Source organism: Paenibacillus taichungensis (genome assembly GCF_047302525.1).
Taxonomy (GTDB): Bacteria; Bacillota; Bacilli; order Paenibacillales; family Paenibacillaceae; genus Paenibacillus; species Paenibacillus taichungensis_B.
In genome coordinates, this window is record NZ_CP168020.1 from 3,840,726 (window position 1) to 3,864,455 (window position 23,730).

The window sequence follows — 23,730 nt, forward strand, 5'->3', positions numbered from 1 at the left end:
TGCGAATAAAAGGATAATATGTACTGTAATTCTTGCACTAACCACAACAAACAGAGCTCAGAATTAACGAGCTCTGTTTGTTGTTTGAAAATTTTTGTCTCCAAATGAGCAATTCACGTATAGGTTACTCTCTTACACTCCAACTTCTCCGATCATTTGCCGCTCAATCTTCTTCATCTCATAAAAATAACCTTTTTGCTCCATTAATTCCGTATAGGAGCCTGCTTCCACTACCCTTCCCTGTTCCATCACCACAATCCGATCCATCTCTTCCAGGCCAGTAAGCCGATGACAGACCAGTAGAAGCGTATCCTCGGCTGCTTGTGAATAGAGATGTTTCATCACACGTTCTTCTGTAACGTAATCCAGTGAGGAAGTAGGTTCGTCGAGAAGCCATAACCGTCCCTTGCGAAGCATGGCCCGTGCCAGAGCCAGCCTCTGCTTCTCACCGTCCGACAGGTTTTCCCCTTTTTCATAGATTACATCAGTCAATGATGTATTGGGCAGTTGCACTTTTGCTAGCACATCCAATAGTTGCTCGTCCGAATGTCCTTCATCATTCAACAGCAGATTATCCCGGATCGTTCCCCGGAAGAAATGACTTTGCTGCAAGACAACATTGGCCGTTTGCCAAATGCTCGCCTCATCCAGTTCCTTCACCGAAATGTCATTTAGTCGAATCTCCCCAGTCGTAGGTGTTCGCAGTTTAAGCAGCAGTTCAATAATCGTTGATTTGCCTGATCCGCTCGGTCCGACAATCGCCGTTTTGGAGCCGGGTAAAATATGCAGCGAAATGTCCTTTAACGCCGGTCTCCACTCCCCTTCATATTGAAACGTAACATTGGAGAGATCAAGCGAAACAGCCTGATTGCCAGATAGCGCGCCTTTGGGCTGCGTAGACACAGACTGCCTATCGGAGGTCTGTATGGTTTCCGTCAGTCGCTTGGCTGCGTGTTCGCTATCCTGCTTATACAAAGGTAATGTCGCCATTGCCGCAGCTTCTTCGAATACGGTTAGTGAGGCCATGACCAGCATAGCAAGAAACACGCCAGCAAGCGCTCCATCGATAATTAGATAAGCACCAAGTGTCAGCACGCCCCAGGAAATAAGGAACGTAACCAAAGCATGCATGGATTGCCCGCGCAGTAGGTGTCCGGCAGCCCGTTGCTGCTGGACCGTCAACGCAGCAGAAGCCTGCTGCAGCTGCTGCTCCCGCTGAGCCAGTTGTCCGTACACTTTCAAATCCCGGAATCCATACAATACTTCGGTAACTTCCGTGGAAAGCAGCGCCCGTTGCTCGCGAACGTGTCCATGTATTTTCCGCTGCCCAAGCAAAACCAGTCCGGGTACAACCAACGCCGTTATGAGCATACCTAATACAAACAGCCCCGCAATCCAGAATGAAAAAGCAGAAGTAAACAACACTGTCGCCAAAAAGACCATAACAACAATGATCGGTGGGTAAGCGACGCGCAAAAAATAATGTTGCAGGCTCTCCACGTCCCCAACAATGCGCGCAAGCAGGTCCCCGCTTCGCTTTTTGTTCAATATACCCGGCGTTAAAGGAATGAGCCTCGCAAAAAAGGAGGTACGTAAACGGCTAAGCATGGAGAACGTCGCCCGGTGGGAATACAAACGCTCTCCGTAACGACTCGCCGCCCGAAGCAGTCCAAGCAGCTTGACCAGCGAGGTGAGTACAATTAAGGTGTACAGCGGTGGCGCAAAGACTGTTTGCGAAATCAGATATCCGCTCGCCGAGAAGAGGGCCACTCCTGCTATCCCGGCAATAAACCCACCTAGAATGGAAAGGATGATATCCTTGCGCTCCTGAATCATGGCTTTGGACAAAATCGCTAGCTCATTCATGCTAAGCCCCCCTTTCGTTGAACATCAATCATCTCGGCATACTGGGGTAGGCGCGCCATAAGCTCTTCATGGCGTCCCGTATCCACTAACACACCTTGGTCCATAAACAATATGCGGTCGGCATGTTGAATGGTATATAATCGGTGAGCCACTGTAATCATCGTCGCGGTATCTGCCAATGTGGCAATGGAATGTTGCAGTATCTGCTCCGTGTGCAAATCCAGTCCCACCGTAGGTTCATCAAATAATATGATGGAAGGCCGCTTCAAAAAAGCGCGTGCCAAGGCAAGTCGTTGCTTTTCCCCACCAGACAGCCCCCGTCCTCCTTCGCCAACCAAGGTATCGAAGCCATGCTCCAATTGGGCAGCAACTTCGGCAAGCCCGGCATCCTCTGCCGCCTGCTCAATTTCAGTCCTGGACACGTTCCGACCCGCACCAATCGCAATGTTCTCAGCAAATGTACCTGCAAAAATATACGGATGCTGTGTAATGTAGCTAACCTGTTCGAACCATGAAGCCTCATCATATTTGGATAGCGGTTGTCCATTTACCATAACTTCTCCTGATGCTGGCTTCAGCAAACCCGCAATGAGATGGAGCAACGTCGTTTTCCCTGAGCCACTTTTGCCGACAATGGCAATATGTTCTCCCGGATCAAGCTGGACCCGGCCAGTCTCAAGTTCGAATGATTCAGGCGCGTATCGAAATCGGAGATGGTTTAATATCATGGATGGCGGCATGGAACTGTCATTGGAACGGTCCATTTGCAATGTCCCTATCCTGTTCTCCCTTTCCATCCGATCCATGTTATCGACCTCGTCAATCCCATCGGATGTACCTAATCCTTCTTTTCCATCTACCGACGTGCTCCCACCAGCCGTTTCCTCAAGCATCTGCTCTACCTTACGAACCGCTCCCATACTTGTTCTTCCGCTGTGAAAAGCCGTTCCCGTATTTTTCAACAGACTGTAAAACTCGGGAACGAGCAGCAGCACGAGAAACGCGGTGTGGAACGACATCGATTTGAATACAAGCAGCTGGATTGCAAGTTCAAGAGCGACGATACCGATGCTAAGCATTACAATCGATTCCAGCATGAACGTATTGGTAAACGCAATCCGCAAAATGCCCATCGTGGCATCGCGGTAACCCAGGCTGGTGCGTTCAATCTCCTGCTGCTGACGGTGAGCCCGTCCAAATATTTTCAACGAAACCAGCCCTTGAAGAGAGTCCAGGAATGTACCGGAAAACTCGGCCAGCTGCGCATATTTCTCCTCTGATTTGTTCTTCGTCTTCAGTCCCACCAAAATCATGAACAAGGGGATAAACGGGGCCGTAAACAGCATAATGAAGCCTGAATTGGCATGCTGCATAAACGTTACCACCAAAATCAGAATCGGAATGATGGCAGCCTCCATCATACGCGGCATATACAGACTGAAATAACTGTCAGCCTCATCCACAGCATCCAGAGCAACACTGACCTTACCGCCTGTTTGTCCACGAAGGGTTGATGGCATCGACGCATGGGTCAAATGTTGCAGCACGGCTGCCCGCATATTCGTCTTCGCACTGGAAGCCATATGCAAACCAACTTTTCCGTTCCCATAAGACAACCCTGTACGTACGACCATGACAGCCAGGAGTATCCCCAGCAGCATGACGACCGACGAAAGGGAAGCCTTCTCCACGAAAATGCGTTGCACAGCTTCAGCAAGCAACGCAGCCTGACTTACAATCGCTGCACCCAGCGCAAGTGAAATGACTGCAAGGAGCACAAGACGTTTTCGCTGGCCAGACATTTGTTGAGAGATCAGGCTTGTTTTTTTCTTCATGTAAGCTCTCCTCCTTTCTATGAACCTGTGAGATTACTCCCTTACATCACTTACTGAATTCAATTTATTTTTTTCCTTTTACATAATCCGCATCAAACAGAAACAGTTTGAAAACCAGAATCAAGGAAGGAATCAACATACACATGCCACCGATAAACACAACAACCAGTGCGAAGCCCATCGCTGGTGAGGTTACACTGTTTTGAATTGTAATGAACGGATCAAGGATATAAGGATATTGACCAATTCCGTAAGCGAAAAAGGCACAGAAAAATTGCAGCATGATACATATAAACGCTAATCCGTAGCGGCGTCCGTTATAGATCAGCCACATCGCAATCATGAAGAATGCAACGGAAAGTGCAAGCAGCCACCATAAATCCATCATATTTTGAAAATGTCGCTCATTGTGCTGTCCCAAATAAATAAATGCAGTCAGTGCGATGATAATCGTCGGTGTGCTCCAGAACAGGGCATAGGTCCGTACTAGCTTCAATGCAGAGTGATCCTCTGCCCGCGATGCATAAAAGGCTAGAAATGAGCTGCTAATGAACAATACGGACACAATCGCCAGTCCAACAATGCTCCATGATAACGGATTGGTAAACAGCGTCCAGTAATCCAGCGAAACCGTCGAACCCTGCTTCACGATAAAGCCACCTTCAGACAGGGTTAACGCCACTGATAGCGAAGCGGGAATAAGCAACCCCGAAGCTCCATATAGAAACAGATACACGATGTTATTTTTGGAACCATAGTTCTCAAAGGCATAAAACGACCCACGAATGGCGAGCAAAATGACGGCAATACTCCCTGGTACGAGCAGTGCTGATCCGTAATAATACGCCGTATCCGGAAAGAATCCAACGATGCCAATATAGAAAAAGACAAAAAATACATTCGTAATCTCCCATACCGGTGATAAATAACGGGAGATCAGACGATTAATCAGGTGATCCTGTTTCGTCAAGCGTGCATAAAAGGCAAAGAAACCCGCCCCGAAATCAATGGAGGCAACAATTAAATAGCCATACAAGAACAGCCAGAGTACCGAAATGCCAATCAGTTCGTAACTCATGCACGCTCACCCTTTTCTATAGACTGATTGTGCTCCTCCTTCATCCATTTCTCCATCTCGACTTCTGCTGGATTATTGTTGAACAAACGTCTTAACACAAGAACACACATAACTCCCAGAACGATGTAGAGAAGCAGGAAGAAGAAAAAGATCATTCTTATGTTGGGTGATGAAGTGGCTGCTTCCTCCACACGCATATATCCTCGGATAATCCACGGCTGTCGTCCCAGTTCAGCATAGAACCAGCCCAGCTCAACTCCGAGAAAAGCCATCGGTGCGCCTAGCGCTATGATCCCAAGCAGCCACTTATTCAGCTCATTGCGCTTTTTCCAGAATACAAACAGGAAATACAGAACTGAAATAGCCAGCAGCGTAAATCCGATTCCGGCCATTAAATCAAACAGGTAGTGAACGAGCAGCGGCGGCCATTCGTCCTTCGGAAACTCCTCCAGTCCGGTTACCTCTGCATTAAAGTCACTAAAGGCCAGGAAGCTGAGCAGTTTCGGCAGGTGAAGAGCTCCTATAATTTCATGCTCCGCATTCAGCCATCCCAATAAAATCAAATCTGCTCCGCTTTCCGTCTCAAAATGCCATTCTGCTGCTGCAAGTTTCTCCGGCTGATGCTCGGCCAAAAACTTGGCGGACACATCTCCCGCTAACGTGTTCAGTAAGCCGAACAGCAGAACCACCGCCATCATGAGGTTCAAGGCTTTTTTGTGGTATGCAGATGCCCCTTTTCTCAGCAGCGCAAAGGCTGCAATTCCGGCTAACAGGGCAGCTCCTGTTAAATAGGCTGAGCTTAATACATGAAACACCTTGGAAAACGTCGCCGTATTCAGCATCGCCTCCACTGGGTTAACCGCTGTGAATTGGCCTGCTTCCATGACAAAGCCTCCAGGCTGGTTCATAAAGCCGTTCACCGTCGTAATAAACACAGCCGACATGCCTGCCCCGGTGACGATTGGAATCGTCAGCAGCCAGTGAATGTACGGATTTTTGAATCGATCCCACGTATACAAATAAATGCCCAGGAAGATCGCTTCAAAAAAGAACGCAAACACTTCCATGAATAACGGAAGTGCGATGACATTGCCTGCCAGTTTCATAAAATTCGGCCATACCAGGGCCAGTTGAAGTGAAATCGCTGTACCGGTCACCACACCAACCGCCACAGAAATGACAAAACCTCTTGACCACCTCTTCGCCATCAGTGTGTAATGGGGGTCCTTCTTGCGAATCCCCATGAATTCTGCAATTGCGATCATTAGAGGTATACCTACGCCAAGTGTCGCAAAAATAGCGTGGAAGCCCAGCGTCATGCCTGTCACTAGCTTGCTCCACATTACCGTATCGATTGCCATACTTTACTGCCTCCTTTCAAACTCTGTTCGATTTTCGTAATGACTTGAATCTTTTAATTATTAGGTCAGTCAGCCCTTGGACTGCGTTCTTTATCAGGTTGATAGAACCCCCACTAGACTGAGTCAGAGTTTATCTTCAAACCGTTCCTCCATCGTTGTATGTACAAAGAGAATTTTTTCACAAAGTAAGAGACGAAGGAGCTTTGCCACAACTTCATTGTGCGCTGCTACAATTAGTTACTGGAATAAGCATGAGTTGGCAAGGCTTGTTTTACCTGATACTGAAGGGCCAAAGTACTTAACGGGACCTAATAGTTAAAATTATTATATCTTTGTGAATTAGCAATTCAATCACTGACACGTCTTCGTCCCTAAATGTTCAAGAAAGGATCAACTCTTTCTGACAACTCGGTGAAAAGCGTAAAAAGTACCCAAAGGAGCTATTGATTCTTTGGGCACAACCGTGGTATTGCAATTTCAATTCCACTATGCGTGCAAGATGTTCGGGAAAACCGTTCGCGGTTGCCTGGATTCTTATAGCAGCTTACAAATAAAACAAAAGAAGCCGCTCGTATAGTGAGCGACTTCTCGACTTCTTTTGTTCATAAGTCTGCATAGCTTCAATTCTTTTGCTGTACGGTCTCCTCCAGCCATTGCTGCAAAGGAATATCCTTGGTCAACTCACCGAGCAGAATGTGACTGAATATGCCTTCCTGATCTATGATCATGGTCGCTGGCAACCCGGTGATGCGATACTTGCTGGAGATCTTTCCGGTCACATCAATGATAACAGGAAAATCGAATTGCTGTTTCTCCATAAATTCACGAATGGTGCCCTTCGCTTCCCCCACGTTGACAAACAGGGTCTCTACATCGTTTTGATATGTCTGAGCGATCTGATTAATCATTGGCATTTCCCTCACACAGGGCGTGCACCATGAAGCCCAGAAGTTAATCATGACGACTTTGCCCCGATAATCGGAGAGCTTCACCTGTTCTCCGGCTGAATTAATCGCAGTGAATTCAGGAACGATTGCACCGGCTTCAATGGCACCGGTTCTTTTGGGCTCGGATGATGAAGTCCCCTGGTAAATTGCCCACGCAGCGGCCAGTAAAGCAGCCATTCCAATCAGGAAAGTAATCAAACGTCTCATTTTCGCACTCATTTTTTTACTCTTTATTTCCAATCGATTCACCTTCATTTTAAGCCAAGACTATGATGAAAAGCAGCATGAAGCGACCCGAACTGTTGACGAAAGTCTTCAGTAGAGCCATTTCCCACATTACGTCCTTGGTTCATAAAAACAATCTGATCGGCAACATCATCTGCGATCTCAAGCTGGTGGGTGGAGAACACGACCATATGCCCCTCTTCCTTGATCTGTTTTATCAGATTTGCAAACTCCTGCATCCAAAAGGGGTCCAGTCCATTCGTTGGCTCATCCATGATCAGCAGCGGAGGCTTGGACAGCAGAGCCTGGGCAAATAAAACACGCTGCCGCATACCTTTGGAAAAGGTCGTGACCCGTTTCTTTTTTTGATCGGCCAAGCCTACCATAGTCAGCACTTCCGTTACTCGCTCTTTGGGCACTTTCCTAAGTGCTGCCCAGAACTGGAGCACTTCCTCTGCCGTCAAACCCTGGTTGAAATGATAATCATCCGGCATATATCCGATCTGTTCCGAATATTGCTTTCGTTCTTTGGACCAGCGCATCTTGTTTACAATGATTTCACCCGAGGTAGGTTGAAGAATACCTGCAAGCATACGCAGAACGGTGCTTTTTCCGGCACCATTTCCGCCGCATAAGGCAAGCACATGACCGGAAGAAACGCGAAAGGATATATCTTCAACAATCTGTTGTTTTTTTATGGATTTACACAGTCCAACAATCTCTGTTTCCACGTTATCCATGGGAACGTCCCCTTTCCCATATCCCGTATACTGCCACGATAGAACATGTAATCCACAGCATACATATCCCCATAAAGATCCAGCTCCCGCTCGATGGATGTACCCAATCTACCCACTGATAATATTCAGGTCCCAGTATCGAGCCCCCGCCAAGTTTGATCACCACAAACAAACGTACCAACTCAGCCGGATTGATGAAGGTTAGAACGGTGAGTAAGGGTTTTACCCACTGATACGGCATGAGTCCCAGCACGGAAATTAGAAGCGTGGGCCACCCGATCACAGCAAAAAACCAAACGGATACCGATATCGTTAACGCTTGCCACCGATTTTTGGATAACGAACCGATGAACAGTGCAATAGTCAGAAATAGCAACACCAGTCCGCAGGAGAATATCAGAAACAAAAGGTATGTCTTAACATCTAAAGGGCTACCCACCCATCCGCTAAGAAGTCCCATCAGGCCATATCCGAATGTAACTATCGTCATTAATACAACCGACAGCCCCAGATATTTGCCAACAATAAAAGACATCGTGCCGATGGGGTAAGTGGACAACAGCTGCCAGCTGCCCTCTTCCTTTTCAGAAGTCAACGAGAACGAGCCCAGAAAGAGGGTCATCAGCGGCAACAGATAAAGAATAAGATTTAACATGGAACCTGTAGTGCCAGAGTATCCTGCTACAAAATTCTGAGAATTGATGATTAACAAACTCAGACTAAACACGCAGAAAAGAATCAAAAATGAATATGACCATGGGTTGCGAAATCCCATTTTCATTTCTCGTCGAACGACTTGTACCATATCTCCCATCATGCATCACCATCTTCATTGGTCATTACTTGTGGCCTGATTCTTCCGTTGATTCGCTTTCCCCATGTGTTTCTTCATGCATGCCTTCACCCATACCCTCTTCGGAATGCCCATGCTCACCCATCATATCCATCGTCTCTGTGTTTTGTTTCCAATCGTGGGATGCGAGGTCTTCAGCGGTCATGATCGTTCCCACACCCTGCTCGGCAACAAATGCTTCGGCAGATGGTTTATCCTTGAAATTGAGGATGCCATAAGCCATCGGTGTACGCAGTGAAGCATCATATACATAAGTGGCTTTGCTGTACTCAATCCATTCCTTGTCATTATAATCACGAACAAAATCCATCCCGATGTTATCTGTTCCGTTCTCTTCTTTCCACTGGTGCATACAACCAATGTCATCAAATTTATAATTTTTACCGTCTTTCGTGGTAAGCTGCGTGGCATAGGCATCATCTTTCACCTGCATTTTGCAAATGGCACAGATATCCACGTCTTCATTGATGGGCAATGCCTCGTATTTTTTTCCGCAAGCTGTTAATAACAGCACCCCAAAGAGAAGCACCATAACTGTTTTCCAATGTGTTTTTATTCTCATTTTCGTAATACCCCCATATTGATCATAATAAAAGTGGCCAGACACAGCAGAATGCATCCGATGATCCAAACCCCGGTTGTATCTTTGACCGCTTGTGTACCTGTCTTCGTCGTCTGTGATTCCGCTTCCATACTCATTAATGGCGATCTGTCGCTTGTCCACTCTGCCTTGCCTTCCGTAAACAAGTTGCTCATAAAGATCATGCCTGGAGATTGAAAGAAAAGCTGATAGGCCGAATTTCGGTTGACCACTTGCTCATAAAAAGGGTTAATCCCATAGGAGAGTTCACTAATTCCATCCTCGTTCAGGTCAAGACCCTGAAAGGAATCCCAGTAATTTTCCTTTATCTCATTGTTCCGGCTGTCCATCGCTGAAGCTTCAATCACATTCGAAACAAATTGGTTTCTGGTAAACTGATTATCCTCCGTAAGCACGAGCTGAATTCCGATGAAATTCCGGAGCACCGCATTGCCGCGAATTTCATTTCCTGAGGATTCAGCAATGTTCATGCCAACACGATTTCCTTCCACAACATTGTTATGAATCGAGGATTGCTGTACGTCATACAACAAAATCCCTTGTGAATGCACATTTTCGCTCTGTTTGCGAAAGGAATTTCCCGATACAACTGTATTCTTGACGCCCATGACCATGGCTCCGGTACTGTTGTTCTCCCCCACATTGTCCACAACAGAAGAACCATCGATATACATACAATGAATGCCATACCTGGTATGTAAGAGCGTGTTAGCCTTAACCGTAAGATTGCGACTGTTCTCCAGGTAGATACCGTCCCGCATACCCGTAATTTTGTTGTCTTCGATGTGGGTACGATGGGAATTGTACAGATCAATGCCATTCCCCTTTTGACCACTGGAAGCAGACTCCGGTCCAGCCCATAAAATAGTATTGCTATGTATGAGCCCGTCGACGGAACCCCGCAGCACGATTCCAAAACTTTGACTCTGAATATCCAGGCCCGTGATCTCTACTCGATCTCCTTCAACCTGAATCGCAGCAGTGGGTTCATTTGTTAAGTGTCGTACCGTGAAACCCTGCAATGTCACTCCATCTGAACGAATGGTAATCGTGGATTCAGCTTCCCTATTCAATACCATTACGGATGAGTCCCCTCGAATGGATATATTCTTGTCTATACTTATGGGACCAGAATATATACCCGGCTCAAGCACAAGCACTTCTCCAGGTCTAGAACCATCAATGATTGGCTGGAGTGGAATGGCATCTTTGGCTTCAGGAGCAGCGTTTGCAGTGTCAAGCGGGTAAGATAGTGGGATCAACAGTAGCCCTATAAACAGCAACATGCCCAGGACAATCCGTTCGCGAAACATCATAACCTCCTTCATGAAACACACTGCTCATAGTGTACATAAAAACAAATTTTTACCATATAGCTCAAGCTAGCTATAGAGCTGGACGTTTTGTGTCCAAATTGTGAGGTCATTGTGGCAAAAGTAGAAAAATTACATCCACTTAACATGAAAATAGAAAGAACACACGGATATAGTAAAAAAGCTTATTACAGACGATTATGGTCTGTAATAAGCCCTTGCTCCAATGCGTAACGTGTCAGTTGAACACGATTTTGAACCTGCAGTTTTTGCAAAATGTTTTTTAAATGATTCTTGACCGTATACTCTGAAATTTTATAATTCACAGCGATTTCTTTGTTGGTCCACCCTGCAGCCACGCCATACAGAATATCCTTTTCCCTTGTCGTTAGTGGAACGTCAGGTTCTTTTTTCTCCGTGAGTGAGACATCCTTCAGGATTTGGTAAGCCACTTCGCGGCTCAATGGAGCTTCTTCTGTAACGATGGAATGAAGATATTCCAGCCACATGGACGGTTCCAGGTTTTTGAGCAGGTAACCCTGAGCTCCCCGCTTCAACGCTTCCAGAAGGTGTAGTACATCATCCGAGACGGTAATCATGACAATTTTCACATAAGGAAAGGACAATTTGATCCGCTGTGTTGCTTCAAGACCGTTCATAATCGGCATCTGAATGTCCATGAGGATTAGATCAGGAAGCCACTGTTCTGTATAGTCAATCGCCTGTTGACCGTCCGATACGACGCCAATCACTTCGAAGCCGGGATCCATGGATAAAATTTCACATATGGCTTCTCTCGCATGAGCGTGATCGTCTACAACAAGTACGCGAGTATGGCTCATAACATCTCACCATCCTTTGAAAATTCGACAACAGTAAGCTGCTGTTCCCTTCGGAATTGCATGTTAAAGTTCAGTTCATTCATCCGCTCTCTCATGATTTTTAGTCCATATCGATCCTTCCGTTCAAAAGGATTCATCTCGAACCCTATTCCATTATCTCGAATCGTGATATTCCAGCACTTCTTGTGCCCATTTCCCTGAATCCATCCTTGGGAAGCAGATGCGTGCTTTTGAATATTAAAAAGAGCTTCCCGAATACAAGCGAGCAGTTCTACTTTCTCTTTGTCAGTAAAAGCATCATCCGGGATGCTCCAATCCAATTCGATTCGGACAGGGATATCTTTGGCAATTCTTCGAACTTGACCAAGTAGTGTGGCCGATTCGTTCATAGCTAAGGCATAATTAGCGTTAGGATCATAACGCAAATCTGCAATGGCCTGACGTACATAACGATTGACTTCATGAACCGTTTTTTTGATCGAATACACATCGTCCAGCTGTTGATCCTGCTTGGCTTGTTCCTCTAAACGCCCCACTTTTACCGATAATAAAAAAAGGGATTGCGCGATTCCATCATGGAGTTCCTTGGCCATCTTTTCACGAGATTCCAATGCGGCTTTGGCTTCACGCTCATGCTCCAGCTCTTCCTGAATACGTTCCAACATGAGAAACAGGCGAGTTAACAACGTTATACTCACTACATATACAATGACAGGCGTAAGCCAGTTGCCCAAATCCATCGATATATAGGGGAGCAGAAACTGATGTCGTACATACTCCCACAGTCCAACGGTCAAGGTGGGAATGAGCAAGATCATCCACTTGATTTGTTTGTAAGACATATTCTCCTCCTGAACTGCAAGATAAGAATCAGTGAGGCAAACGAAGAATATAACCGAACCCCCACAGGGTTTGAATCAGATCCTCCCGATTTGGCACATACTCGGATAGTTTGTCACGCAACCGCTTCACATGGGTATCTACAGTCCGATAATCCAGATCTTCCTCATGCTCCACTTTCCAAACAATTCTCAGCAAATCCTGCCTGGAGAATGCTATTTCCGAGTGTGTCGCCAGATGATAAAGCAAATCAAATTCTTTGGGGGTCATATGAATCTCCTCTTGTTCTACTGTAACTCTTCGGGAAGTTGGATTGATTAGAATGGAGGAAATCAACACCTCGCTCGCTGAATGATCTTTTGGCGCAGGTTCGATTAATCCGTTATAACGAGCCATCATAGTTTTAATGCGGAGCACAACTTCCCTCGGACTGAATGGTTTCATCACAAAGTCATCCGCCCCTGCTTTGAAAGCTTCAAGCCGATCAGTCTCTTCTGACTTGGCTGTCAGAAACATGATGGGTATGCTTAAGTTGGTCCTAAGATAATGGCATATTTCAATCCCCTTAATATCAGGGAGAATCCAATCGAGAATGATCAAGGCATAAGAACCGTGATGAAGCTGCCCAAGGGCTTGCCAGCCTAGCGAAGCCTCCTCAACGATAAATTGTTCTTTCTCCAAATACATGCGAAGAAGTCTTCGGACCCGTTCATCATCATCTACAATCAATATTCTATTTTGCTGCAGGGTCCCGTTCATGTCATACCTCCAAATCTTTGCAATATTCGGGTCATTTTCTTAGTTTCTCATTGTAAATCCTCAAGCCAGTGAGTGAGCTTGATGTAATCAGCATACCTTCAACGTACACAAAAGGCATGACTCCATAGAGCCATGCCTTTAATAATCTATCTCTGAATTGTAGACAATGTATGAACGATTATGTCCATGCTTATTTCTTGCCGGTGACGGCTGCTACGACATCGTCGGCCACCTTGCCGTCTGCAATTGGGCCGGACATCATCCAATGTCTGGCTGACACTTTGAACACATGGTTGTCCTTCACAGCAGGCATCGTTTTCCATACATGAAGTTTCTCGACTTCCGTTGCAACGACACTGTTCTCATTGAACTCTTCTTCCGTGCTAATCGATCCTCCGTAGATGGCAAACACATAATCAGCTCCAATGGAGGGCAGCTTCTCTAGAGATGTCGTGACTCCCCAATCGTCCGTAGTATCCTTCTGGAATGCTGTAACGCTTTCGTCTGGATTCAACCCCAATTCAGTGTAGATGAGTGGTGCAAAGCTCGGGAAGAACACCTGCAGATCCTTGTCCGATGGACGCATGAAGACAACTGTTTTGTCCGGGCCCACAGCCGAAATGATATCTTCCTTGGCCTGTTTCAGTTTGTCAGTGTTCGCCTGAAGCACCTCTTGTGCTTTATCTTCCAGACCCGTTGCCTTGCCAAGTTCCACAATGGTTGTCTCCCAATCATCCGGTGAATAAGCAATGGTTGGCGCAATCTTGCTCAGTTCCTCATAAGCTTTGTCGTCAATGGCGTTTCGCTGAACCACGATAAGATCCGGCTGGGTTGCCAGGATGGCTTCCAGATTCGGATTGAAATCTGCATTTCCAGAGAGCGGAATGTTCAGTGCTTTGAGTTGGTCATCCAAGTAGTAGCCATCAAAGTCGTATGCATAGACCATCGGTACGCCCAGGGACAATGTAAGATCCTCAAGACCAAATACGGCAACACGTTTTGGATGCAGCGGAACTTCCGTTTTGCCCATGGCATGTTCGATGACCTGCGTCTGAGGCTCTTCGGCAGTTTGAGTCGCTGCGCTTGCGTTTGTCTTGGTCGTTTCTGTTGTGGCTTGCTCCCCTGCTGTATTTGTTCTATTTCCGCAGGCTACGACCATAAGTGAAAGAACCAACAGCAGGAGCATCAATCCTGCAAATCCGCGTTTCCTTCCAAGTGTAGCCTTTTTTGAACGACCTCGTCTAAAGAGATCATTATTTTCTGTGTGAGACATGAGTTCCCCTCCGCATTTCTGTATTGAGAATGATTATCACATGATGATTATACAGATGTTCCTCAGCGAAGAAAATAGAAGAAGATGTCTACTTTCGCCCATTACCGGGCACTAAATAGCAAGTTTACTTCCTGAAGCAGAAGTTCATGCCGATTGGCTGTATGTTCCAGGATCGGTTCGCTTAACCAATGGCCTCCCTGTGTCAGATAGACGTGCCGGTTTCGTACGGCATGCAGCTGCTTCCAGCTTTCCGCATGTTGAAGTCTCTCCCACACCATCTGGGAATGATGGTCCTTCATAACACTAACGATGATGACGTCCGCATCGAATGCAGCAAGCTGTTCGGCTTCCACGTATCTGGTAAATTCGATCTGATCCACACCTGAAGCCGCGGCAATCTTCAAATCGTCATAAAATACAGTTCCTGCTCTTCTGCCCCAGATCTGAATGCCCCGGGGAGACACACTTAATGCGATTAGCTTACCTTGTTGAAACGAATCAGGAATATGATGAAGAACCGTTTCCACCTTTTCCTCATATCGAAGAAGCCATCTTTCACTTTCATTCTCCCGGTCCAAAAAACGGGCCGTTCGCCGCAGATGTTGCCGCCAATCCTCTCCGTGCCAACTTAGAAACAACACCGGTGCGATGTGCCGCAGCTTCTCTTTCTCCTCTTCGGGGATCATCTCGTCCAATGCAACAATCCGGTCTGGCCTGGCCCGCATCAATGCTTTGAGGTTGAAATCATAGTCGTGGCTGAGTGCTACCTTGACATCATAACGATATTTCCGACGGTAATCATCTGTCCAAAACTGATCAATGGGCGCTGCGAAAGGGATGATTTGCAGGGTCAGCAAATGCCCAATATTGGGCCAGCTGTACGCAGCTGTTTTGCATTTCCTGTTTGCCATATATGTACGAGGCGGTAATCCGACCTGCTTTTTAAACTGGCTGCTGAAATAGTGTTGGTCCTTGAAACCCGCCAATAGAGCAATGTCTTTCAGTGGTTGTCCTGCTTCCATCAGACGTTTGGCTTCGTTAGTACGAATCTCTGCCAGATAGTCCATCGAACTCTGACCGAATTTCTCTTTGAATGATCTCATGAAATAATAGCGGCTCATGCCCGCCTCATCGGCCAGGTCCTCGACTGTGATTGTATCCTGATAGTGATGCAGCATGTATTCCCGTGCTCTCTCAAGTGCGTTCTCGTGTTGGTTCTGCTTCTTGAACAACAGATGCAGCAGGTCCTGGAAACCTGCTTGACTTGCGAAACGATCTGTTGAATCCCCCGTATGCCAGTAACCGACGATTTTTTCGCAAAGTTGCTGCACCTGTGCATCTGGAACCGTGATTGACCCACCAAGCTCCGTTAACAAACACTCAGAGGACACCTTCTGTCCATCATATGGAATGATGCCGATATGAATCCGGTATACGATCTGCTCTCCATCCGTTAAATAAACGGTCTCGACCCGTTGGCCTGGTAATACTAAATGGGCACTATTTGGAACGAACGGATGAGGTATGCCATCAATGACGATTTTGCCGTGACGATTTGCAGCAACAAGAATGACATGATCTGGTGTTTCTTCGTATATCAAACGGTAGGCCTTGTCGACCGAATCCTTGAATACGTTCTTTAATCCATACCATGCGAGATCTGCTGCTGTCTGTCCTTCACCCTGCGGGTGATTTTGTTGTAATTGTGTCATCATAGCGCATCCCTCTTTTCGAATCTTCTTCAAAATTCTAAATGATAACAATTCTCAATGTCAATCATAATTCTCTCATGCACCAAATATCGTGTCTTCGAATATGGATATCTACTAAGCCACAAATTTTTTAAACCTAGTAATAGAGCCCATTCATCCGGTTTTTCACAAAATTGATACCGATAAGCATTTGACAAAGCTATATATTGATATAAAATTAAGAAATAGGTCTATATATAGTGTTTGTTTTTGATCACCTTTCATTTGTCAAGGAGGATATGATAGTGCTAATTGTGTATGATTCTATAACCGGGAATGTTAAGAGGTTTATTTCCAAGCTTCAACTGCCGACAGTTCAGATTCAGAATCAAATGACGATTGATGAACCGTACGTACTTGTGACATATACAACAGGTTTTGGACAGATACCTGATAAGGTGTCTTCTTTTTTGCAAAAAAACTCTGAATACCTGATTGGCGTGGCCGCCAGCGGTAACCGAAACTGGGGTGAGCGTTTTGCCAAAAGTGCTGATTTGATATCTGCATCTTATAATGTCCCTGTTATTAGTAAATTTGAATTATCGGGTTCCAAAAGAGATGTGGAGTATTTTGAACAGGAGGTGAGCCGCATTGCGTCATATTGAATTAAATAACATGTTGTTAAAGCGCGACTCTGATGGCTTTTTCCAGTTACATAAGGATAAAGAGGCTGTAGAGGAGTTTATGAAAGAAATCAAAGATAAAAGTATGGCTTTTGCCAACATTGATGATCAAGTCAAATTCATGATTGATCATGATTATTACGAGGATTTCTATGCTTCCTATACAACCGATGAAGTTAGAACAGTATTTGAAATTACGCGTGGCTATCAGTATAACTTTCCTTCCTATATGGCAGCGTCTAAATTCTATACTGATTATGCATTGAGAACATATGACCGCAAAACATACCTCGAGCAATATGCAGATCGGGTAGCAGCCGTAGCTCTTCACTTGGGTCAAGGACACTTTGATACGGCTTGTTTGCTGTCTCGTTCGATGATGGAGCAGCGTCTTCAACCCGCAACCCCCACTTTCCTGAATGCGGGAAAAAGTCGGCGCGGTGAATTGGTTTCCTGCTTCCTGCTTGAAATGGATGATTCACTGAACTCCATAAACTATGTACTAAACACTTGTATGCAGTTATCCAAAATCGGTGGTGGAGTGGCTGTCAACCTTTCGAAGTTACGTGCTCGTGGTGAAGTCATTAAAGGGGTTGAAGGTGCTGCTAAAGGCATCACGCCTGTTCTTAAGCTGATGGAAGACGGCTTCTCCTACGCCGATCAGATGGGTCAACGTAAAGGTTCTGGCGCAGCATACTATAATATTTTCGGTTGGGACGTTATGGAACTGCTGGATAGCAAAAAGATTAATGCGGATGAGAAAATCCGGTTGAAAACTCTCTCTATCGGACTTATTGTTCCCAATCGTTTTTATAAGCTGGCTCAAGATAATGAGCCCCTGTACCTCTTCGCACCTTATAGTGTTTATAAGGCGTATGGAACACATTTGGATGATATGGATCTGGACGTAATGTATGATACCTTGCTAGCTGACGATCGTGTGAAGAAGAAAAAATCGCTCAGCGCACGGGATATGCTGACCAAGATAGCGATGACTCAACTTGAATCCGGCTATCCTTACATCATTAATAAAACCAATGCCAATCAAGCACATGCCTTGAAAAACGTAGGACAAGTCAAAATGTCGAACCTCTGCACAGAGATCTTCCAGCTCCAAGAAACTTCTGAAATTACAGACTATGGTCAACCGGATATTATCCGCAAAGATATCAGCTGCAACCTGGCCTCCCTCAATATTGTTAATGTTATGGAGAGTGGCAAGATCAAGGAATCCGTTCATGAGGGCATGATCGCACTAACCTCCGTCAGCGACATGACGCATGTTGCCAATGCTCCCGGTGTGGCAAAAGCCAATTCCGAAATGCATTCCGTTGGCTTGGGTGCCATGAATCTGCACGGTTACTTAGCCAAAAACAGGATTGCTTATGAAAGCTCGGAAGCCAAGGATTTTGTACGTACCTTTTTTATGACCATGAATTATCATTCTCTTGAGAAAAGTATGGAGTTTGCAGAGCAAACGGGTAAACGGTTCTATGGATTTGAGCAATCGGATTATGCGTCTGGGGTATATTTTGATCGTTATGTGACTACGGATTACCGTCCCACCACATCGAAAGCACAAGAATTGTTCAACGGAATTGCTGTTCCGTCTCCCGAAGATTGGAACCTACTTAAGTCTAAAGTGATGACAAATGGTCTCTATCATGCCTATCGTATGGCTATTGCTCCAACGGCCAGCATCTCTTATATCCAAAACGCAACATCCAGTGTAATGCCCATCGTGGAACAAATTGAGACACGGACCTATGCCAATTCAACCACGTATTATCCGATGCCCTATTTGCAAAAGGATAACGTCTTCTATTACAAATCAGCGTATCAAATGGATCAATTCAAGGTGATTGATTTGATTGCGGAGATTCAGCCGCATGTGGACCAAGGCATCTCAACCATTCTTCATGTAAACAGTGATGTATCCACGCGGGAGTTGGCTCGCTGCTACCTGTATGCTGCTCATAAAGGGTTGAAATCTCTGTATTATACAAGAACCAACAAGCTGACGATGGAAGAATGCATTGCTTGTTCAATATAAATAATTTCCCTTTAGGGTATTACGATTGGAGTTTGATATACCATGCCGGCAATTCAAGCTGTGAACTGGAATCGGGCGGATGATGATTTCACACTGATGTTCTGGAATCAGAATATTATGCAATTTTGGACCGATGACGAGATTCCTTTATCCGATGATAAAATGACCTGGGGCATGCTCAGTGAGATAGAAAAAGACGCTTATATGAAAGTTTTGGGAGGCTTAACCCTTCTGGATACGATCCAGGGCGGTGTAGGTATGCCACAGATTATGGAACATGTGGATGGACTGCAACGCAAGGCCGTACTTAGTTTTATGGCAATGATGGAACAAATTCATGCGAAATCATACAGTAGTATTTTTACCACGTTGGCATCAACCGAAGAAATTGACAGTGTATTTAAATGGGTGGAAGAAAATCCATATCTGCAAACCAAAGCGACGGTTATACGTCAGTATTACATGAACATTGAAACTTCAAAAGATCTGTATATGGCGATGGCTGCCTCCGTTCTTTTGGAAAGTTATTTGTTTTACAGCGGATTTTTCTATCCACTCTATTTAGCCGGACAAGGCAAACTCACATGCAGTGGTGAGATCATTGATCTGATTCTGCGGGATGAAAGTATTCACGGTGTATATGTGGGCGTGTTGGCCCAGGAAATATACGCGAGCTTTGATGAAACGCAGCGGAACGATGTGTATCAAGGTTTGGTTGATCTAGTACAGCTTCTTCATGAAAATGAGTTGAAATATACGGAGGAATTATATACCCCTATTCATTTGACCGAAGAAGTAGAAGCCTTCCTTCGTTATAACGCTAACAAAGCTATGATGAACCTCGGTTTTGAGCCATTATTTGATGACGAGGAAGTCAACCCGATTGTGTTAAATGGAATCAGTACACATACCAAACAGCATGACTTTTTCTCTAAAAAAGGCAATGGGTATATTCGTACTCTGAATGTAGAACCCCTGACTGATGATGATTTCAAGTTTGAGTAAGTTATTAAGAGTCATAATAAGGCTAACGTGTAGCCTATGAATATAAATAAAGAAGGCTGTTCCTCCTAGAGGAATAGCCTTCTTTATTTACTTTTCGAGCAATGAAATCAGTCTTTGCAGCAGAGCAGGCTCTTCCTTTCGGAATTGCTCCAACCGGAGCCTTACCTTCGCAAACACTGCCTTGTCTTCACGAATTTCATGACGGATGTATTGATCCCTTAGCTTCATTGCCCTGGTGGTTATATCCTGATAACCATTCACGAGTTCTTCGTCGTATGGGATCGTCCTCTCATCTATCAAGTAGGCAATCCGTTCACTCATCATTTTTTTGTGCTCCCAGAGCACATGAAGATGCCTCACATCGTTGCGGTCACCAAGGCGAGGATCGTTGCTCTCTACGGCATCATAGTACATTTGCAGATAGTCGTAGACATTAATTCCGAAAGCCTGTTCATCGTCAGGATTGTAATTAATGCGGTTCAGATGGGTCTCTCCGTTCAGGTAATCATACAGTTGGTCGAGTGCTACGATTCTATCGAAAGGATAAGGAGAATGCGGCTCGTATTTGTAAAAATAAGTGTGATGATCCGCGGTGAGTCCCTCTCTGAGCAGATGTCTCATGGAATGGATAGCATCCAGAAACTCCGTGAACGGAATCTGTACATTGCGGTAAACTCCCGTATGGTCGAACATGGAAGCATCAAAAACACGTCTCTCCCAATGGAAACCGTATAGAAAAAGATGATGCGGAAACGGTTCTTTCTGATAGGCCGCCGCTGGCGGTAGCTTAGCTTCGTCCAAAAACACGACACAATAATAGCCGTTGCGAATCTGATCCGCAAAAAATTGGGGCCAGGCGTCCAGCGCCAAATGCTCCAGAATCGTATAATTCACAGAGCATGTGAGTAGAAAGGGATTATTGAAATTCAATTCGTTGGGTTTGCCCCGGAAAAAATCGATATAAAACTGTCTGCCATCCTCCAGAAAGGTTTTCTTGCAGGACAACTGAATGAAATTGCTGTAATACCAAGGAATCGTTTCCTCATGTGCACTGGTAATCGAAAGCGTGTAAGCCCACCGCAGAAATCCTTTAAGCGGCGGATTTAACACGGGTAGCTGAACAGCATTCATTCTTTCTCCCCCTTAACTACTTGCACTACTATATCCCTTCACAGCCTGTTTCCAGAGCAATCGTATAACTGTGAAGAGTATAAGCGAAGCGACCAGCGCCAGACCTGTATAGAGCCAGCTGAGCTGTCCTAGCAGGAACATCGGCCCGAAATTGGTAATCAGGAACAACGGAATGACAAAGGTACCGATGCGCCGGACCCAAGTTGGGTATATTGCCATTGGAAAATTGTTGGCATCCCAGGCGGAATGGGCGATCTCCGATGCAGAACCCGTCTGAACGAACCGAAATGACAGCAATGCAGGGATAATCATTAGACAGTATGTGATGATAACGGACACGAATAACAGCAGCATAAACCCGGCTAGCTGGAGAAACGTCAGGGGTATGTCCATGGCATGCCAGCCAATGCCAATCATGACGAAACCAACTAAAATATCAGGGATTGGCAGCGCCAGATCGACATAACGCAAAGAAGCCATGAATTGAAGAGAAACCGGCTTCGTTAGCATTAGATCAAGCGAGCCGTCCTTAATATATTCCGGAATTTTCGTGAAATTTGTAAAAAACAGCCCGACATATATTCCTGTCACTACGGTGTGCATGCCTATAAATAGAAGCAGCCCTTCGGGCGGTATGCCGTCGACGTGAAGATCGGTGCGGAACACAACGAGCACATATAACAGTTTGGCAAGCAGGTAGACGGATTCCACGAGCAGGCTCATCATGAAATTACCTCGAAACTCCATCTGAGCAATGAGACAATTTTTGATGAACATGCCATACAAATGTGCGTATTTTCTCAGGACTCTAAACATATGGAATATCCGCTACCCCCCAACCGCTGAATATTTCTTCATGGATATCCGCCACGTTAGACGGGATAGCCATAAGAACAGGAGTATCCACCCGCACTGGATGAGCAGCCCTTGGTACATCGCCACCACTTCTGTTTTGCCGCTGAGCACATTGACTGGAAAATAAATGGTATATGGAAACGGCGTGTATTGGAGTGCCTCCACAATTGAATCCCCGAAAATCTCCAACGGAAACATACCTCCGCTCAGAATATTCACGAGCAGACTCGTAATGACGAAAAAATAAGAGATTTCATTTAGATAAAAAGCACTTGCACAGATGCAGTAAGAGATCAAGAAATTGAGCAATAGCGCCCCCGACAGCGTGACGACGAACAAGATCATCCGTATGACCTGGAACTCAAGCACACCACCGGCAGATGAGATCCAGATAATCCCGACAAGCAGCACAGCTGTAACGCCGTAATAGATCGCTTTCTGTCCGAAAAAAGATACTAGCCGATATCCGAAGTAACTAACCGGTTTGATCAAATACTTGTTGAGGCCGCCGTTCTTGATATCGTCGACGATCTGGTGCTCGAACTGGGTAGCGATTAGTTTGGATACCAAACCCGCCAAGATCGTATACAAAATAATTTGATTATATGAATACGAGAATAGCGCCGATTCGCCGGAATGTTGGTACACCGCTGTCCATATAAAATACTGGACAAGAATCGGAAACGCGGCTCCGAGAAGACCGAGAAAGAAGTGAAATCGGTATTCCATCGATTGCTGCACACCCATCGAAAAAACAGCCGTGTACAATTTGCGTCCGTTCATCCGACGGATTCCTTTTGGTAGAGCATTGAGATACTCTCCTCGATCGGCACGTCCTCAATCGTCCAGTCAACAATCGGAAACGAATCGAGCATAGCACGCGACACTTCTTTTAGCCGGTGTTTGGGCAGCTCCAGAACAACGCTGTAGTCGTCTGCACTGATCATTTTTCCGAATTTGGCCAGCCGCTGCTCGGCAACCGGCTCCGAGAACTGCAACTTTACAATTTTGTGCTCGCCAAAAAGATCGTTAATCTTATGAAGATCTCCGTCATACAGAAGACTTCCTTCGTTAATGATGATCGTTCGCTTGCACAGGTCCTCCACGTCCTTCATGTAGTGGCTCGTCAGCAGGATCGTGGCGCCAAACTGCTCATTATAGTATTTCAGAAATTCCCGCACCCTCTTCTGAGAGGGGAAATCCAGGCCAATCGTCGGCTCATCGAGATACAGCAGCTTTGGTCGGTGGATCAGAGCGGCGATCAGCTCCATTTTCATACGTTCACCCAAGGACAACCTTCGGACCTGTACATCCAGGAGATCTTGTACATCAAGCATTTCCGATAGTTCGGCAAGACTTCGACGATAGAGATCATCCTCGACGTCATATATACATTTGTTCAAATAAATCGAATCGCTGGCGGGAAGGTCCCACCAAAGTTGATTTTTCTGACCCATTACAATGGAGAACAGCCGTTTGAATTCGTTCTTTCGTTCCCAAGGCACATAGCCAAGTACGTCGGCTTCTCCGCTTGTGGGATATAGAATGCCTGACAACATTTTGAGCGTTGTGGTTTTACCTGCTCCGTTCGGACCCAGAAATCCAACGCACTCTCCGGGGCCGATATCAAAGGAAACGGATTTAACCGCTTCCTTCACAAGTGATTTGCGAGCAAATAAGTTTTTCAGTGAATGTTTGAGTCCTGCTTCTTTCCGGTAATATACGAACGATTTGTGCAGTTCCCGTACACGGATAAAGTCCATCCCCGCTCCTCCTGAA

The 23,730-nt window shown here is 45.7% G+C and carries 21 protein-coding genes; 3 read left to right on the top strand and 18 right to left on the bottom strand.

Features of this window, described 5'->3' with window-relative positions:
* Positions 1-132: 132 nt before the first annotated feature.
* From cydC to ACDJ58_RS17120, 14 genes are all read right to left on the bottom strand, one after another.
* Positions 133-1,866 carry a thiol reductant ABC exporter subunit CydC gene (gene cydC / locus ACDJ58_RS17055; RefSeq protein WP_413372075.1) on the bottom strand — a complete coding sequence of 578 codons (1,734 nt, stop codon included), beginning with the start codon at positions 1,864-1,866 and terminating at the stop codon, positions 133-135.
* Positions 1,863-3,701, bottom strand: coding sequence for a thiol reductant ABC exporter subunit CydD (gene cydD / locus ACDJ58_RS17060; RefSeq protein WP_413372076.1), 1,839 nt, complete (start codon positions 3,699-3,701; stop codon positions 1,863-1,865). Before cydD ends, cydC begins: the two co-directional genes overlap by 4 nt.
* Positions 3,702-3,765: 64 nt before the next feature.
* Positions 3,766-4,779 carry a cytochrome d ubiquinol oxidase subunit II gene (locus ACDJ58_RS17065; RefSeq protein WP_063562783.1) on the bottom strand — a complete coding sequence of 338 codons (1,014 nt, stop codon included), beginning with the start codon at positions 4,777-4,779 and terminating at the stop codon, positions 3,766-3,768.
* Positions 4,776-6,140 (bottom strand): cytochrome ubiquinol oxidase subunit I, encoded by a 1,365-nt coding sequence (locus ACDJ58_RS17070; RefSeq protein WP_413372078.1) that lies wholly within the window; start codon positions 6,138-6,140, stop codon positions 4,776-4,778. The genes ACDJ58_RS17065 and ACDJ58_RS17070 overlap by 4 nt, the downstream gene beginning before the upstream one ends.
* A 620-nt stretch (positions 6,141-6,760) precedes the next feature.
* On the bottom strand, positions 6,761-7,306 hold the full coding sequence (locus tag ACDJ58_RS17075) for a TlpA family protein disulfide reductase (RefSeq protein ID WP_413372079.1): 546 nt from the start codon (positions 7,304-7,306) through the stop codon (positions 6,761-6,763).
* A gap of 32 nt (positions 7,307-7,338) precedes the next feature.
* Positions 7,339-8,052, bottom strand: coding sequence for a heme ABC exporter ATP-binding protein CcmA (gene ccmA, locus ACDJ58_RS17080; protein ID WP_413372081.1), 714 nt, complete (start codon positions 8,050-8,052; stop codon positions 7,339-7,341).
* Entirely contained in the window at positions 8,045-8,866 is an 822-nt protein-coding gene (locus ACDJ58_RS17085; protein WP_413379713.1) for an ABC transporter permease, read from the bottom strand. The genes ccmA and ACDJ58_RS17085 overlap by 8 nt, the downstream gene beginning before the upstream one ends.
* A 25-nt stretch (positions 8,867-8,891) precedes the next feature.
* On the bottom strand, positions 8,892-9,467 hold the full coding sequence (locus ACDJ58_RS17090) for a nitrous oxide reductase accessory protein NosL (RefSeq protein ID WP_413372082.1): 576 nt from the start codon (positions 9,465-9,467) through the stop codon (positions 8,892-8,894).
* The gene (locus ACDJ58_RS17095) at positions 9,464-10,822 is read right to left on the bottom strand and encodes a right-handed parallel beta-helix repeat-containing protein (protein WP_413372083.1); all 1,359 of its coding nucleotides are present in this window, start codon (positions 10,820-10,822) and stop codon (positions 9,464-9,466) included. The genes ACDJ58_RS17090 and ACDJ58_RS17095 overlap by 4 nt, the downstream gene beginning before the upstream one ends.
* Before the next feature lie 185 nt (positions 10,823-11,007).
* Complete coding sequence (locus tag ACDJ58_RS17100) at positions 11,008-11,661, bottom strand: response regulator (RefSeq protein WP_413372084.1); 654 nt, start codon at positions 11,659-11,661, stop codon at positions 11,008-11,010.
* A complete protein-coding gene (locus ACDJ58_RS17105) occupies positions 11,658-12,503 on the bottom strand; it encodes a sensor histidine kinase (protein WP_413372086.1) in 846 nt (281 codons plus the stop codon). Before ACDJ58_RS17105 ends, ACDJ58_RS17100 begins: the two co-directional genes overlap by 4 nt.
* A 28-nt stretch (positions 12,504-12,531) precedes the next feature.
* Positions 12,532-13,260 carry a response regulator transcription factor gene (locus ACDJ58_RS17110; protein ID WP_413372087.1) on the bottom strand — a complete coding sequence of 243 codons (729 nt, stop codon included), beginning with the start codon at positions 13,258-13,260 and terminating at the stop codon, positions 12,532-12,534.
* 190 nt (positions 13,261-13,450) lie between these two features.
* Entirely contained in the window at positions 13,451-14,533 is a 1,083-nt protein-coding gene (locus ACDJ58_RS17115) for an ABC transporter substrate-binding protein (RefSeq protein WP_413372088.1), read from the bottom strand.
* A 101-nt stretch (positions 14,534-14,634) separates the two neighbouring features.
* Positions 14,635-16,248, bottom strand: a complete 1,614-nt coding sequence (locus ACDJ58_RS17120; RefSeq protein WP_413372089.1) for a helix-turn-helix domain-containing protein — start codon at positions 16,246-16,248, stop codon at positions 14,635-14,637.
* Between the two features lie 281 nt (positions 16,249-16,529).
* On the opposite strand from ACDJ58_RS17120, the gene nrdI reads away from it, so the two are divergent.
* The 3 genes from nrdI to nrdF are packed head-to-tail and all read left to right on the top strand — an operon-like array spanning position 16,530 to position 19,965.
* Positions 16,530-16,889: a class Ib ribonucleoside-diphosphate reductase assembly flavoprotein NrdI gene (gene nrdI / locus ACDJ58_RS17125; RefSeq protein ID WP_413372090.1), complete on the top strand. Its 360-nt coding sequence runs from the start codon at positions 16,530-16,532 to the stop codon at positions 16,887-16,889.
* Positions 16,876-18,960, top strand: a complete 2,085-nt coding sequence (gene nrdE / locus ACDJ58_RS17130; protein WP_413372091.1) for a class 1b ribonucleoside-diphosphate reductase subunit alpha — start codon at positions 16,876-16,878, stop codon at positions 18,958-18,960. The genes nrdI and nrdE overlap by 14 nt, the downstream gene beginning before the upstream one ends.
* Positions 18,961-19,002: 42 nt before the next feature.
* Positions 19,003-19,965, top strand: a complete 963-nt coding sequence (gene nrdF / locus ACDJ58_RS17135) for a class 1b ribonucleoside-diphosphate reductase subunit beta (protein ID WP_413372092.1) — start codon at positions 19,003-19,005, stop codon at positions 19,963-19,965.
* An 87-nt stretch (positions 19,966-20,052) separates the two neighbouring features.
* Here nrdF and ACDJ58_RS17140 read toward each other — a convergent pair whose 3' ends face one another.
* From ACDJ58_RS17140 to ACDJ58_RS17155, 4 genes are all read right to left on the bottom strand, one after another.
* The gene (locus ACDJ58_RS17140; RefSeq protein ID WP_413372093.1) at positions 20,053-21,096 is read right to left on the bottom strand and encodes a hypothetical protein; all 1,044 of its coding nucleotides are present in this window, start codon (positions 21,094-21,096) and stop codon (positions 20,053-20,055) included.
* A 12-nt stretch (positions 21,097-21,108) separates the two neighbouring features.
* The gene (locus ACDJ58_RS17145; RefSeq protein WP_413372094.1) at positions 21,109-21,822 is read right to left on the bottom strand and encodes an ABC transporter permease; all 714 of its coding nucleotides are present in this window, start codon (positions 21,820-21,822) and stop codon (positions 21,109-21,111) included.
* A 102-nt stretch (positions 21,823-21,924) separates the two neighbouring features.
* Positions 21,925-22,734 (bottom strand): ABC transporter permease, encoded by an 810-nt coding sequence (locus tag ACDJ58_RS17150; RefSeq protein ID WP_413372095.1) that lies wholly within the window; start codon positions 22,732-22,734, stop codon positions 21,925-21,927.
* A complete protein-coding gene (locus tag ACDJ58_RS17155) occupies positions 22,731-23,714 on the bottom strand; it encodes an ATP-binding cassette domain-containing protein (protein WP_072733265.1) in 984 nt (327 codons plus the stop codon). The genes ACDJ58_RS17150 and ACDJ58_RS17155 overlap by 4 nt, the downstream gene beginning before the upstream one ends.
* Between the last annotated feature and the right edge of the window lie 16 nt (positions 23,715-23,730).